Source organism: Kitasatospora fiedleri (genome assembly GCF_948472415.1).
Taxonomy (GTDB): Bacteria; Actinomycetota; Actinomycetes; order Streptomycetales; family Streptomycetaceae; genus Kitasatospora; species Kitasatospora fiedleri.
Genome location: NZ_OX419519.1, coordinates 988,248 through 1,001,214 on the forward strand (window position 1 = coordinate 988,248; position 12,967 = coordinate 1,001,214).

Sequence of the window (12,967 nt, forward strand, 5' to 3'; positions counted from 1 at the left end):
TCCTCGGGTTCGTCCGGTGGGTTCGTCCGGTGGCTGCCCTTCGAGCGTAACGAACACGTTCGTGACGAACAAGTTCGCCGTGCAGGGTTCACACGCCTGACACGGTGACGCGTCACTCTGCGTAACAGCCCTCGGGTACCGTTCCCACCGCCGCCCCGGCCACTGCACGCACCGGAAGGACCCCGCTCGGTGACCACCGCCCCCGACATCTCCGCTTTCCTGCACGCCCAGGGACTCGACCCGCACGGCCTGGACGACCCCGACACCCTGCTGTGGACCACCCGCGACGCCAACGGGCCGATCGCCAGCGCCGCCCTGGAACTCGCCCGGCCGGCCGCCCTGTTGCGCAGCGTCGCCGTCCGCCCGGACCGGCGCGGCCACGGGGCCGGCCGCCGTCTGGTCGAGGACGTCCTCGCCGAGGCCACCGCCGGCGGCATCCGCCGGGTCTACCTGTTCTCCACCGACGCGGGCTCCTTCTGGCAGCACATGGGCTTCCGCGAGGTGCCCGTCCCGGAGGCCGCCGCCGCCCTCGCCGGCGCCCCGCAGGTCCGCCGGTACCTCGCGGACGGCTCGCTGGCCACCGAGGTCGCCTGGCGCCGCGACCTGGACGCCCCTGACGCCCCCTGACGACCCGTCGGCACCGCCCGCACCGCGGCCCGGCCGCCCCTTGACCGGACATCGGCCGTGCACGATACGTTGACGGGCATGACCGAAGCCCCGCCGCTGCCCTGGCCGCCCGCCCCGATCCGGACCGCCCGCCTGCTGCTGCGCGAGCCGCTGCCCGGCGACCGGCCCGCGATCGTCGAGCTGTTCACCTCCCCCGAGGTCGGCACCCACATCGGCGGCGCCCGCCCGCGCGAGGAGTTCGAACGCACCCTGCCCGACGTCCCCCGGGGCCGCCCCGGCCTGCTGGTGGTCGACCTGGACGGCGCGATGATCGGCCTGGTCACACTCGACCCGCGCGACCGCGAACGCCCTGGCCACCTGCGCCCCGAGGGCGGCGAACGCGAACTCGGCTACCTCTTCCTCCCGCACGCCTGGGGCCGCGGCTACGCCACCGAAGCCGCCACCGCCGCCCTCGACTGGCTGGCCACCGCCCTCCCCGGCGAACCCGTCGTCCTCTCCACCCGGACGGCCAACACCCCCTCCCTCCGCGTCGCCCGACGCCTCGGCTTCACCGAGGTCGAACGCTTCCACGAGTACGGCGCCGAACAGTGGTTCGGCGTCCGCCACCCGCACTGACCCCCACCCCGGCAGCCGTGCGCGGCAACGGAGTCGACGCGATCAGCCCAGGGCGAACCAGGGGGCGGGGTGGTCGGTGAGGGCCTTCTCCAGGAGGAGGGTGTCGTTGGGGGCCAGCGGGGGGAGGGCGTCGAGGGGGAACCAGGCGACGGCGAGGGACTCGTCGTCGTTGACGGTGGCCTCGCCGGACAGCGGGCGGCAGCGGAAGGCGAGGTCCAGGTACTGGACGCGGTCGCCGTTGGCGCAGGCGAAGGCGGGCAGGGTGAGGACGCTGGTGATCCGCTCGGGGCGGACGGTGACGCCGGTCTCCTCCCGCACCTCGCGGACCACGGTGTCGGCGGGCTGCTCGCCCGGTTCGACGATGCCGTGCAGCAGGGCCCAACGGCCGGTGTCGGAGCGGCGGTTGAGCAGGATGCGGCCGTCCTCGACCACCACCGCGGTGATGCCGGAGAGCCAGAGCGGGCCGTGGCCGACGTGTTCGCGCAGGTCCAGGATGAATGGCGGGGTGGGCATACCGGGCACTGTAGTGCGCGCCCGCCCGGGGAGCGCGGAACGCCGCCGCGCCCCGCCCCGGAGGGCGGTGCGCGACGGCGTCCGGGCTGCCTGACGGAGCGTCAGGCCAGGGTGGCGAGCGCGTCGTTGAGGGTCTTCGACGGGCGCATCACGGCGGCGGCCTTGGCCGGGTCGGGCTGGTAGTAGCCGCCGAGCTCGGCGGGCTGGCCCTGGACGGCGATCAGCTCGTCGACGATGGCCTGCTCCTGGTCGGCCAGGGTCGCGGCAAGCGGGGCGAACGCGGCGGCCAGCGCGGCGTCCTCGGTCTGGGCGGCCAGCTCCTGGGCCCAGTACAGGGCCAGGTAGAAGTGGCTGCCGCGGTTGTCGATGCCGCCGAGGCGGCGCGAGGGCGACTTGTCCTCGTTGAGGAAGGTGCCGGTGGCGCGGTCCAGGGTGTCGGCGAGGACCTTGGCGCCGGCGTTGCCGGTGGTGCCGGCCAGGTGCTCGAAGGAGGCGGCCAGCGCGAAGAACTCGCCGAGCGAGTCCCAGCGCAGGTAGTTCTCCTTGACCAGCTGCTGGACGTGCTTCGGGGCGGAGCCGCCGGCGCCGGTCTCGAACAGGCCGCCGCCCGCCATCAGCGGGACGACCGACAGCATCTTGGCGCTGGTGCCCAGCTCCAGGATCGGGAACAGGTCGGTCAGGTAGTCGCGCAGCACGTTGCCGGTGACCGAGATGGTGTTCTCGCCGCGGCGGATGCGCTCCAGCGAGAGCTTGGTGGCCTCGACCGGGGAGAGCACCCGGATGTCCAGGCCCTCGGTGTCGTGCTCGGGCAGGTACGCCTTGACCTTCTCGATCAGCACGGCGTCGTGGGCGCGCTCGGCGTCCAGCCAGAACACGGCCGGGTCGCCGGTAGCGCGGGCGCGGGTGACGGCCAGCTTGACCCAGTCCTGGATCGGCAGGTCCTTGGTCTGGCAGGCGCGGAAGACGTCACCGGCCTGGACGGCCTGCTCCAGGACGGTCTCGCCGTTCGCGTCGACCAGGCGGACGGTGCCGGCGGCGCCGATCTCGAAGGTCTTGTCGTGGCTGCCGTACTCCTCGGCGGCCTGGGCCATCAGGCCGACGTTCGGACGGAGCCGATGGTGGCCGGGTCGAGGGCGCCGTGGGCGCGGCAGTCCTCGATGACGGCCTGGTAGACGCCCGCGTAGGAGCTGTCGGGCAGAACCGCCAGGGTGTCGGCCTCCTTGCCGTCCGGGCCCCACATGTGGCCGGAGGTGCGGATCATGGCCGGCATCGAGGCGTCCACGATGACGTCGCTGGGGACGTGCAGGTTGGTGATGCCCTTGTCGGAGTCGACCATGGCCAGGGCCGGGCCGTCGGCGATCTCGGCGTCGAAGGAGGCCTTGATCTCGGCGCCGTTGGGGAGCTTGTCCAGGCCGGCCAGGATGCCGCCGAGGCCGTTGTTCGGGTTGAGGCCGGCGGCGGCCAGGTCGGCGCCGAACGCGGCGAAGGTCTTCGGGAAGAAGGCGCGCACCACGTGGCCGAACAGGATCGGGTCGGAGACCTTCATCATGGTGGCCTTGAGGTGCACCGAGAACAGCACGCCCTCGGCCTTGGCCCGGGCGACCTGCGCGGCCAGGAACTCGTTGAGCGCGGCGGCGCGCATCACGGAGGCGTCGACCACCTCGCCGGCCAGCACCGGGACCTTCTCGCGCAGCACGGTGACGGTGCCGTCCTCGGCGACCAGCTCGATGCGCAGCGCGCCGTCGGCGTCGATCACGGTGGACTTCTCGGTGGAGCGGAAGTCGTCGACGCCCATGGTGGCGACGTTGGTCCTGGAGTCGGCCGACCAGGCGCCCATCCGGTGCGGGTGGGTCTTGGCGTAGTTCTTGACCGACAGCGGGGCGCGGCGGTCGGAGTTGCCCTCGCGCAGCACCGGGTTGACGGCGGAGCCCTTGACCTTGTCGTAGCGGGCGCGGATGTCGCGCTCCTCGTCGGTCTTCGGCTCGTCCGGGTAGTCGGGCAGCGCGTAGCCCTGGGCCTGGAGCTCGGCGACGGCAGCCTTGAGCTGCGGGATGGAGGCCGAGATGTTCGGCAGCTTGATGATGTTGGCGCCGGGGGTCTTGGCCAGCTCGCCCAGCTCGGTGAGGGCGTCCGCGATGCGCTGGTCCTCCTGGAGGTACTCCGGGAAGACGGCGATGATCCGACCGGCCAGCGAGATGTCGCGGGTCTCCACGCTCACACCGGCGGTGGCGGCGTACGCCTGGACGACCGGCAGGAACGAGTACGTGGCGAGGGCGGGGGCCTCGTCCGTGTGGGTGTAGATGATGGTCGAGTCAGTCACCGTAGCTCCAGCTTCCACGTCTGAACGTCTTGACGTCAAGATATCTCGTCCCGGGGGGATCTCCGCAACCAACCCCCCGACCGGCGGCGACCCGGGCGCGGCGGGCAGGCGCCGGGCCGGGGTGGACGCGGTGCCAAGCGGGTGTCGACGCGGTGCCAAGTCGTCGTGCCGGGCCGGGGCTACGGTAGGCGGTGTTCAGGGGAACCCCGCGCTCCACGGGGGTGCCGGATTCCTCCCGATGTGGCGGGGGCGTCGATCCGGTGCCGGGGCGCGATCGTGCCGGGACGGACTCCTCTCCGCCCGCACAGGCGGGTAGCCGGTCCGGGCGGTGGCCGTCCCCAGCGCCACCGCCCGGGCCGGTCCGCCTCCGGTCCGCCGCCCGCGCCCGGGGGCTCAGTTCCCGGGGCGTCGGCCGTCCGGATGCTCCGCCCGGTGACGGTGGTCGGGGTCAGCCGCACCCAGCGGCCGTGTCCGGCGGGCCGGGGCAGTTCGGCGAGCAGGGCCGGTTCGGTGACGTACTCGAGCGGGCCGACCATCAGCACGCTCCAGCCCTCGCGCAGGTCCCCGTCGGCGCGGTCCACCTCGAACGCGGCGTCGCCGCCCGCCCGGGGGCCAGCGGGCCGTGCTCGGTGGTGCGGTAGAGGACGGTGCGGCCGTGCACCAGGTAGCCGACGGGGCGCACCACGGGGCCGTCCGGGCCGGTGCGGGCGATCCGGCCCAGGCCGTTGGCGCCCAGGCGCCGCCAGCACTCGGCGACGTCGAGTTCGCCCAGGACGGGCGGTCCGACCAGCACGGGGCCGGCCGGACGGCCGACCCGTTCGGCGGGTCGGCCGGCCACCAGCTCCTCGTACTCCAGGCCGAGGACGGCGGCCAGCCGCAGCAGCGCGAGCGGGTCGAAGTCGGGTCCGAGTTCCAGGACCCGGTGCAGGTACGCCGTCGACATGCCGGCCCGTGCGGCTGCCTGCGCCTCGGTGAGCCCGAGGTCGGCGAGGCGGTCGGCGAAGCGGCGGGCGAGCGCGGTCGGAGCCGCGTGGTCGGTGGTCACTCCGGTCACCTCCCGTGGATCGTCGGTCCGGGCCGGTGCGCGCGGGACGGGTGGCTCCCGGCGCCTGGTACCGCGTCCGGCCGGTACCCCCATGGTCCGTGACCCGGGCCCGGCCCGGCAGGGGCCTTGGACCTGTCTTCGCCGCCGGAGCGCCGAGGCGGAGGGGCGAAGGGGCCCCGGGGGGCGGGCCCGGGACCAACGGCCCCGGGCGGCCGGGCCCGCCGGCCCTGGCGGGCCCCGACGGGCCGGAGCAGAGTGGGCCGCGACCCCGGTGTCGGGCGATGGGGGCCCACGGGGATTCGCACAGGGAAGGCACTGCCATGACTCGTCCCGTTCTCGCCGCAGTCGATGCGTCCGTCCGCAGCCGTGCCGCCGCGCACTGGGCCGCCCAGGAGGCCGGCCGCCGGGGTGCGCCGCTGCGGCTGCTGCACGCCTGGCCGTACCAGGGCCGCAAGGCCGACGACCGGGTCGGGGCCGAGGACCTGGAGGGCGGCGGGCGGGCGATGCTGGACGACGTCGCCCGGGAGCTGACCGCCGCGTACCCGGGCCTGGAGGTCTCCGGCGAGCTGGTGCCGGACGCCGCGGTCGACGGGCTGACCGCCGCCGCCGAGCAGGGGGACCTGCTGGTGATCGGCACCCGCGGGCTGGGCGGCTTCCGCGGGCTGCTGGTCGGCTCGGTCAGCCTGGGCGTGGCGGGCCGCTCGGCGGCGCCGGTGGTGCTGGTCCGCGAGGGCCGGCCGGAGCCCGAGCGGCACGAGCCGGAGGTCACCGTCGGCCTGGACGCGCTCGAACCGAACGACGCCGTCCTGGAGTTCGCCTTCGAGGCGGCCCGGCTGCGCGGCGCCCGGGTACGGGTGGTGCACGGCTGGGAGCTGCCGCCGGCCTACGGGTACGCCGGGTGGGTCCCGGTCGAGACCGAGCAGCAGGAGCTGGGCGCGCTGGCGGTCGGCATGGTCGCCGAGGCGGTCGCCCCGTGGCGGGGGAAGTACCCGCGCACGCTGGTGCTGGAGGACGTCCGCACCGGTGGCGGCGCGGCGGCCCTGGTCGAGGCGTCCGAGCAGTCGGACCTGGTGGTGGTCGGTCGCCGTCGGCGCACCCTGGGCCTGGGCAGCAAGCTCGGCTCGGTGGCCCACGCGGTGATCCACCACGCGCAGGCCCCGGTCGCGGTGATACCGCACGACTGACCCCGCGCCCACCGGTCCCGGCCGGCCCCGGCCGCTGAGCCCCCGACGTCCCCGTGCCCCGCGCCCCCGGCGCTCAGCGGTCGAAGCGGAAGGCCAGCAGCGTCGCGTCGTCCTCCGACAGCGGGCCGGACATGTCGCGCACCACGGCGTCCACCAGTTCCTGGAGGTCCGGTCCGGTCGCGCAGTCCTCGGTGGCGTGCCGGTGGACGGCCGCGCAGAGTGCGGCGAGGCGGGCGTCGATGTCCTGGTCGCGGCGCTCGATCAGGCCGTCGGTGTACAGCAGGACGGTGTCACCGGGGCGGACGCGGGTCTCCACCGCCCGGTAGGAGACGTCGGGCAGCACGCCCAGCGGCGGGCCGGTCTCGGGGTTCATCGGGGCGGCCCGGCCGTCGCGCAGCAGCACCGGCGGGGGGTGGCCGGCGCAGATCCAGCGCAGCAGGCGCCGGTGGGGGTAGTAGCGGGAGACGATCGCGGTGGCGGTGGCCTCGTCGCCCTCGTCGCAGGCGATCCGGTTGAGCCAGCCGCCGAGCGACTCGACCAGCGCGCCGGTGAACGCCAGTCCGGCCAGCGCGTGCCGCAGCGTCGACATCAGGGCGACCGCGTCCAGGCCGTGCCCGCGCGCGTCGCCGACCGCCAACAGCACTTTTCCGTCCGGGAGTTGACGGACCTTGAACCAGTCGCCGCCGACCCCGCCCTCGGCCGGGCGGTAGGCCACCGCGGTGCTGACGCCGACCCCGACCAGGGCCGCGGAGCGCGGTTGCAGGGCCTCCTGGAGGCGCTGCACCACGTAGTGCTCGGTGTCGGCGCGGCGGGCCTGGCGCTCGGTCTCCTCCTGCTGCTCGCGCAGCCGCCGCCGGCTCTCCCACAGTTCGGTGACGTCCTGGAGCACCACCCGCAGGCCCTCGATCGGCCCGCCGTCCTCGCGCACCGCCTCGGCCACCAGCCGGACCCGGCGCGGCCGGCCGGACCCGTACAGCTCGGTCAGCACGTCGATGTCCTCGCCGGTGGCCAGCAGCCGGTCGAGCTCGCGGTAGAGGGCGGGGCGGGCGGTCTCGGTGACCCGGCGCAGCGCCCGGCCCGGGGGCAGGGCGGCGGTGTCGGGGGGCAGGCCGAGCAGGACGGCCAGGCCGGGCGAGACGTCCAGCCGGTCCTCGTGCAGGTCCCACTCGGCCCAGCCGACCCGGGCGATCCGCTGCGCGGCGCGGGCGATCTCCTCGGTCCGGTCGTCGGGCCACACCAGCAGCAGCCGCCGGCCCAGCCGGTGCGCGGTGACGTGCTCGCGGCGGGTGCGGGTGCTGCCGTCGGACGCCGGGTAGCGCCGCCGCACCGGCACCGAGCGGGCCGCGTGCCCCGTGCGCAGCACCTCGCCGACGGTGTCCGCGAACGCCGCGCTCCACAGCCCCGGGTACGCCTCGCGCAGCGAGACGCCGCGCCCCTCCTCGGCGGCCTGCCGGTGCGCCTGGCCGGGGTGGTGCGGGTGTCGGAGCACGGCCTCGTTGACGATCACCGCGGCGAGGTCGCGGACGTCGCCCGCCCCGTCGAGCACCGGCTCGGCCAGTACCGCGGCCTGCGGGAGGGCGTCCAGCAGGTGGTGCAGGTCGCGGTCCGGCGGGCGGGCCAGCTCCGGGTCGAGCGCGGCGTCCGGGACGACCGGCGGCGGCCCGGACGGCTCGGCGGGCGCGGCCCGGCGTTGCTCCTCGCGCAGCCGCTCGACGGTGCGGCGCAGGGCCTCGCCCCCATCGGCCCGCTGCGGTCGCCCGTACACGGCAGCCCCTCTCCGCTCGGCGTTCTCCGCCACTTTTCCGGCGGCCCGGCCGGGCGGCGACCTCGGCGGACCGGACGGGTGAGCCGCGGGGCGGGCCGGTCCGCCGGGGGCCGGTGCCCCGGTCCCGGGCGGTCTCCGGCGGGCCGGGGCGGCGTCACCCCGGGCGCGGGCACCGGCGCGGCGGGGGTGGTCGGCGGTGCGAGGCGTTCGACGGCTCCTCCGCGGACGGAGCCCGCCCCGTTCTCCCTATGCCTCCCCGCTCTCCCCGCTCTCCCCGGCGCAGGCCCGGGCCTCGGCCAGGTAGCGGGCCACCGGGCCCAGGGTCAGCAGGCCGCTGGCGGCTCCGGCGTGTTCGGCGCGGGCGGGGTGCAGGGCCCGGGCGGCCCGGGCCGCGGGGGCGGGCTGTCCGAGCAGGGCGGCGGCGCGGGCGGTCAGGCACCACAGGGCTTCCTGGAGGTGGTCGGGCGGGGGCTCGGGCAGGGCGGCGAGCGCGGCGGCGGCCTCCGTCCGGCGGCCCTGGGCGTGCAGCAGCAGCGGGCGCGCCCAGGGCAGGTACGGGCCCCAGTCCAGACGCGGGTCGGTGGGGGCGGGCCGGTCGTGCAGCAGGCGCAGGCCGAGCAGGGCGAGCGGGAGCAGGCCGCGCCGCAGGCCGGGCATCCCGGCGGTGCGCAGGGTCGCTTCGGCGTCCCGGTAGCGGGCGGCGGCCTCGGCGGCGGTCGGCCCGCCGGGGCGGGTGCTGCGGTCGGCCGCGGCCCGGGCCCGGAACCAGCCGGTGAGGACGCCGACCAGGGGCGCCTCGGTGCCGGCGGCGAGCCGTTCGGCGGCCCGGGCGTGCGCGGCGGCGTCCAGGTCGCCGAGCGCGGAGGCGGACTGGAGGCGGACGAGTCGGCCGAGGACGGCGAAGTGCGGCAGGTCGTGCCGGGTGGCCAGGTCGAGGATCTCGGCGCCGGTGCGGTCCCGGTCGGGGGCCAGGCCGGGGCGGCCGAAGGACTGCAGGAAGACCCCGTTGAGGGCGAACGCCAGCAGTGCGGGGTCGCCCAGGCCGCGGGCCAGCGACTCGGCCCGCCGGGCGGCCCGCCCGGCGTGGCGCAGCCGGTCGGGGGTCAGGTCGGCGCTGCGGCTCTCGACCGCGACGGTGGCCAGCAGCCGGGCGGCCAGGGCGTCGGGGGCGGCCGGGCCGAGCGCGGCGAGGGTCCGTTCGGCGGCCTCGACCACGGCGCGGGACTGTTCGGCGTCGTCGGCGCGGCTCCACAGCGCGGGGACGTCGTAGGCGCCGATGACCCGGGCGGTCAGTTCGGCGTCGCCGGTCCGTTCGGCCGCGTGGATCGCGGCGAGGCGGTCGCGGCGGGCGTGCACCAGGGCGTCGCCGCCCGCGAGCGAGAGGGTGCGGGCGAGGTCGACGGTGGTGCGCGGGCCGAGCCGGCCGCCGGGCACGCTCCAGGCGGCGGGCGGCTGCCCGTACGGGGCGGCGCCGGTGAGGATGTCGGCCTCCAGGCGCTGGAGTTCCGCGCCCGGGTCCAGCCCGAGCCGTTCGCCGAGCAGGGTGCGGGCGCGGCGCAGGGCGGCCAGCGCGTCGGCCTGCCGGCCGGCCCGGTGCAGGGCGCGGGCGAGCAGGGCCCAGGCCGGTTCGCGCCAGGGGTGTTCGTCGACGTGGGCGCCCAGTTCGGCGGCGAGGGCGGCGAGCGGGGCGGTCGGGATGGGGGCTGGGGCGGGGTCGGGGGTGCTGCTCGCCCGGGTGTCGTCCGTGGCGGTCGGGGCCGCGTCGAGGAGCAGGCGGGCGCGCAGTTCGATCGCGTCCAGCCGCAGTTCCTCCAGCCTGGTCCGCTCGCGCCGGGCCCACGGCCGGTCGGGCAGGTCGGCGTAGGCGGGGCCGCGCCAGTCGGCGAGCACGGCGGTGAGTGCGGGCACGGCGGCGGGGTCGTGCCGGGCGCGGGCGAGGATGTCCTGGAAGCGGTGGGCGTCGATGTCCGCCCGGGGCAGGCGCAGGGCGTAGCCGGGGCCCTCGGTGACCAGCAGGCGCGGCGGGGTGCGGGCGGCCGGTCGGGTTCGAGGGCCCGGCGCAGGGCGGCGACGAAGGTCCGCAGGGCGCCGACGGCGCGGGGCGGCGGGTCGTCCCACAGCGCGTCGACCAGGGTGTCGGTGGGGACCATCCGCCCCTCGGCGGCCACCAGCCGGGCCAGCACTTCGCGGTGGCGGGGGCCGCCCAGGCCCACCGGGGTCCCGTCCGCGCGCCGGGCCCGGACGGAACCGAGCACGTCGATTCGCATGGCCCCATCCTGCCCCGGAGCGGCGCGCGGACGGCGGGACGGCGGTGGGAACGGGGGGTCGCCGCTCCGGTTGCTGATCGGTTGCTGATCGGCGTCGCCGAGGCTGGTGCGGTCGGTTCCCGATCCGGGGAACCCGGTCCGAGGAAGAGGTACCTGTCATGACGTCCACGACGTCCGGTGTCACGTCCGGCACGCCCGGTCCCGCAGTAGGCCCCGCAAGCCCCGCAGGTCTCGAGAGCTTCGAGGGCTCCGAAGGTTTCGAGGGCTTCGAGGACGTCCGGCTGCCGGGTGCGGACGGGGTGGAGATGGCCGCGTGGGTCGGCGGCAGCGGCAGCCCGGTGGTGCTGCTGCACGGTTTCCCGCAGACCCGCCTGATGTGGCGGCACGTCGCCGGGCGGCTCGCCGCCGAGCACACGGTGATCTGCCCCGACCTGCGGGGCTACGGCGCCAGCGGGAAGCCCGCGGCCACCGGCCCCGAGGTGTACGCGAAGCGCACGATGGCCGCCGACGTGGTGGCGCTGGCGGCGGCGCTCGGCCACCGGCGGTTCGCGCTGGTGGGGCACGACCGGGGCGCGCTGGTCGCCTTCCGCGCCGGGCTGGACCACCCCGGGACGGTCACCCACCTGGGCGTCCTCGACGTGGTGCCGACCCTCGACATGTGGGACGTCCTGCACGGCACCTCGGCGGCGGTGGGCTACCACCTGTACCTGATGGCCCAGCCGCCCGGCCTGCCGGAGACGATGATCGCCAACAGCGCGGACGCGTTCTTCGGCTCCTTCCTCGACGCCTGGGCGAACGACCCGGCCGCCCTGCCCCCGCGGGTCCGCGCCGAGTACCTCCGTGCGAGCGCCGCCGCGGTCCCCTCGATCGTCGCGGACTACCGCGCCTCGGCGGGCATCGACGTGCTGCACGACCGGGCCGACCTGGACGCCGGGTCACGGCTGGCCATGCCCGTCACCGTCGTCCAGCAGGACTGGGGCGCGCAGTTGGGCTACGACGCCGCCGGGGTCTGGCGCGCCTGGGCCCCCGACCTGGACCACCGCCTGACCCGCGCGGGCCACTTCATGGCCGAGGAGTCCCCCGACGAGATCACGGCGGCCGTCCGCGACCTGCTGGCCCGCTGACTGGCGGCGGTGGTCCGCGGGGCCGGATGTTCCGACGGTGCGTCAGGAAGGTTTCGAACCGGGGCCAGTGGGGAGCGGGACCCGGCGCGGGCGGGGCGGGGAGAAGGTCGTGTCGGAGCTCTTGACGGTCCACCGACCAGGACCCTACGGTGCGGACACCGATGGCCCCGGGCGGGTGGCCATGGGCTCCCCCACCCCGTGTCAGGAAGGGCGACCGCGTTGCCCGTTCACCCGCTCCCCCAGCCGATCGGTGCCGCCCGCCAGCCGGGTCGCGCCGTCCCGTTCCCGATCTCCGGACCGGACGGGGCGCCGAGCGCGTCCCCCGGTCCGACGCTGGCCCAGGTCGCGGCCCGCGCGGGCGTGTCGAGCGCCACCGCGTCCCGGGTGCTGAACCGGTCCGCGCCGGTGTCCGCCGAGGTCGCCGCCCGCGTCGAGCGCGCGGCCCGCGAGTTGAGCTACGTCCGCCGCCGGGCGCCCGCCGCGACGGCCCGGGACACCGGGGCGATCGCCGTGGTGGCGTTCGCGGACGTGCTGCGCTTCCACGCCGACCCGTTCCCGGTGCGGCTGCTGGCGGGCGCGCAGCGCGTCGTCCCGGACCGGGAGCTGGTGGTGCTGACGGCGGGCCCGGGGCCGGCCCGGCCGTCGCTGGTGCGGTACCTGTGCGGCGGGCACGTGGACGGCGTGCTGCTGGTCGGGCGGTGGGGCGACCCCGCGCTGCCCGGGCTGGTGCAGGCCGCGGGCGTGCCGGTGGTGTCGCTGGGCCGGCCGCCGCAGTCGCAGCGCCTGGCGCACGTGGACGCCGACAACCTGAGCGGCGCCCGCGCCGCCGTCCGCCTGCTGCACCGGGCCGGGCGGCGGCGGATCGCCACCATCGCCGGGCCTCCGGACACCGCCGCGGGCGCCGACCGGCTGGCCGGCTACCGGCGGGCGCTGGCCGACCGGGGCGACCCGACCCGCTGCGCGGTGGCCTACGGCGACTTCGGGTCGCGCTCCGGCGAGCACGCCATGCTCCGGCTGCTCGACCAGTACCCGGACGTGGACGCGGTGTTCGCCGCCTCGGACGCGATGGCGGTGGGCGCGCTGCGGGCGCTGCGCCGGCTCGGGCGGCGGGTGCCGGACGACGTCGCGGTGATCGGTTTCGACGACTCCCCGGCCGCCGCGACCTCCCGGCCCGGCCTGACCACCGTCCGCCAGCCGGTGGAGGACCTGGGCGCCCGCGCGGTGGAGCTGCTCCAGGACGCGGCGCCGGGCCGCTCCGTGGTGCTGCCGACCCACCTGGTGGTGCGCCAGTCCTGCTGACCGGGCCCCGCCCGCCGCCTGGTGGAGGCCGTCCGGGCGGCGGGCGGCGGTGGAGGCCGGCGGCAGGCGGCTGGCGGCAGGCGGTCGAACGACTGTCGAACGCGGTCCGCCGCAGGTGCGTGACGCTGCGTCAGGGGCGCTTTCCGGAGCACCGGTCGGCCCCGGAGCCGATGTAACTTCCACCGCGGGCGCGGCACCGACCTGCGAT

Annotated in this window: 9 protein-coding genes and 2 pseudogenes; 5 read left to right on the plus strand and 6 right to left on the minus strand. The window is 76.8% G+C overall.

Annotated features, from left to right (window positions below; all coding sequences use genetic code 11):
- The first annotated feature begins 189 nt into the window (after positions 1-189).
- Together QMQ26_RS04880 and QMQ26_RS04885 are read left to right on the plus strand one after the other, a co-directional pair.
- Positions 190-627, plus strand: coding sequence for a GNAT family N-acetyltransferase (locus tag QMQ26_RS04880; RefSeq protein WP_282204873.1), 438 nt, complete (start codon positions 190-192; stop codon positions 625-627).
- 78 nt (positions 628-705) lie between these two features.
- Positions 706-1,242 carry a GNAT family N-acetyltransferase gene (locus QMQ26_RS04885; RefSeq protein WP_282204874.1) on the plus strand — a complete coding sequence of 179 codons (537 nt, stop codon included), beginning with the start codon at positions 706-708 and terminating at the stop codon, positions 1,240-1,242.
- A gap of 42 nt (positions 1,243-1,284) precedes the next feature.
- Here the strand turns inward: QMQ26_RS04885 and QMQ26_RS04890 are convergent, their stop codons facing one another.
- The 3 genes and pseudogenes from QMQ26_RS04890 to QMQ26_RS04900 all read right to left on the minus strand — a co-directional run bounded on the left by QMQ26_RS04890 (position 1,285) and on the right by QMQ26_RS04900 (position 5,120).
- The gene (locus QMQ26_RS04890) at positions 1,285-1,755 is read right to left on the minus strand and encodes an NUDIX hydrolase (RefSeq protein WP_100835035.1); all 471 of its coding nucleotides are present in this window, start codon (positions 1,753-1,755) and stop codon (positions 1,285-1,287) included.
- 101 nt (positions 1,756-1,856) lie between these two features.
- Positions 1,857-4,075 (minus strand): annotated as a pseudogene (locus QMQ26_RS04895) (NADP-dependent isocitrate dehydrogenase).
- A gap of 535 nt (positions 4,076-4,610) precedes the next feature.
- On the minus strand, positions 4,611-5,120 hold the full coding sequence (locus QMQ26_RS04900) for a pyridoxamine 5'-phosphate oxidase family protein (protein ID WP_282204875.1): 510 nt from the start codon (positions 5,118-5,120) through the stop codon (positions 4,611-4,613).
- A 320-nt stretch (positions 5,121-5,440) separates the two neighbouring features.
- Between QMQ26_RS04900 and QMQ26_RS04905 the strand changes: the two genes are divergently transcribed.
- Positions 5,441-6,304 (plus strand): universal stress protein, encoded by an 864-nt coding sequence (locus tag QMQ26_RS04905; RefSeq protein WP_282204876.1) that lies wholly within the window; start codon positions 5,441-5,443, stop codon positions 6,302-6,304.
- A gap of 73 nt (positions 6,305-6,377) precedes the next feature.
- Here QMQ26_RS04905 and QMQ26_RS04910 read toward each other — a convergent pair whose 3' ends face one another.
- From QMQ26_RS04910 to QMQ26_RS38140, 3 genes and pseudogenes are all read right to left on the minus strand, one after another.
- Entirely contained in the window at positions 6,378-8,069 is a 1,692-nt protein-coding gene (locus QMQ26_RS04910; protein ID WP_282204877.1) for a PP2C family protein-serine/threonine phosphatase, read from the minus strand.
- A gap of 246 nt (positions 8,070-8,315) precedes the next feature.
- Positions 8,316-10,187, minus strand: coding sequence for a BTAD domain-containing putative transcriptional regulator (locus QMQ26_RS04915; protein ID WP_404814069.1), 1,872 nt, complete (start codon positions 10,185-10,187; stop codon positions 8,316-8,318).
- Positions 10,163-10,336 (minus strand): annotated as a pseudogene (locus QMQ26_RS38140) (AfsR/SARP family transcriptional regulator); the annotation flags it as partial. The pseudogene QMQ26_RS38140 and the gene QMQ26_RS04915, both read right to left, overlap by 25 nt.
- A 305-nt stretch (positions 10,337-10,641) precedes the next feature.
- Here QMQ26_RS38140 and QMQ26_RS04920 point away from each other — a divergent pair.
- Positions 10,642-11,460, plus strand: coding sequence for an alpha/beta fold hydrolase (locus QMQ26_RS04920; RefSeq protein WP_282206422.1), 819 nt, complete (start codon positions 10,642-10,644; stop codon positions 11,458-11,460).
- A gap of 219 nt (positions 11,461-11,679) precedes the next feature.
- Positions 11,680-12,759 (plus strand): LacI family DNA-binding transcriptional regulator, encoded by a 1,080-nt coding sequence (locus QMQ26_RS04925; RefSeq protein WP_282204878.1) that lies wholly within the window; start codon positions 11,680-11,682, stop codon positions 12,757-12,759.
- Positions 12,760-12,967: the final 208 nt, after the last annotated feature.

Coding starts and splice junctions, on each gene's coding strand:
- QMQ26_RS04885 (WP_282204874.1), top strand. CDS start 706: ATGACCGAAGCCCCGCCGCTGCCCTGGCCGCCCGCCCCGATCCGGACC.
- QMQ26_RS04890 (WP_100835035.1), bottom strand. CDS start 1,755: ATGCCCACCCCGCCATTCATCCTGGACCTGCGCGAACACGTCGGCCAC.
- QMQ26_RS04905 (WP_282204876.1), top strand. CDS start 5,441: ATGACTCGTCCCGTTCTCGCCGCAGTCGATGCGTCCGTCCGCAGCCGT.
- QMQ26_RS04920 (WP_282206422.1), top strand. CDS start 10,642: ATGGCCGCGTGGGTCGGCGGCAGCGGCAGCCCGGTGGTGCTGCTGCAC.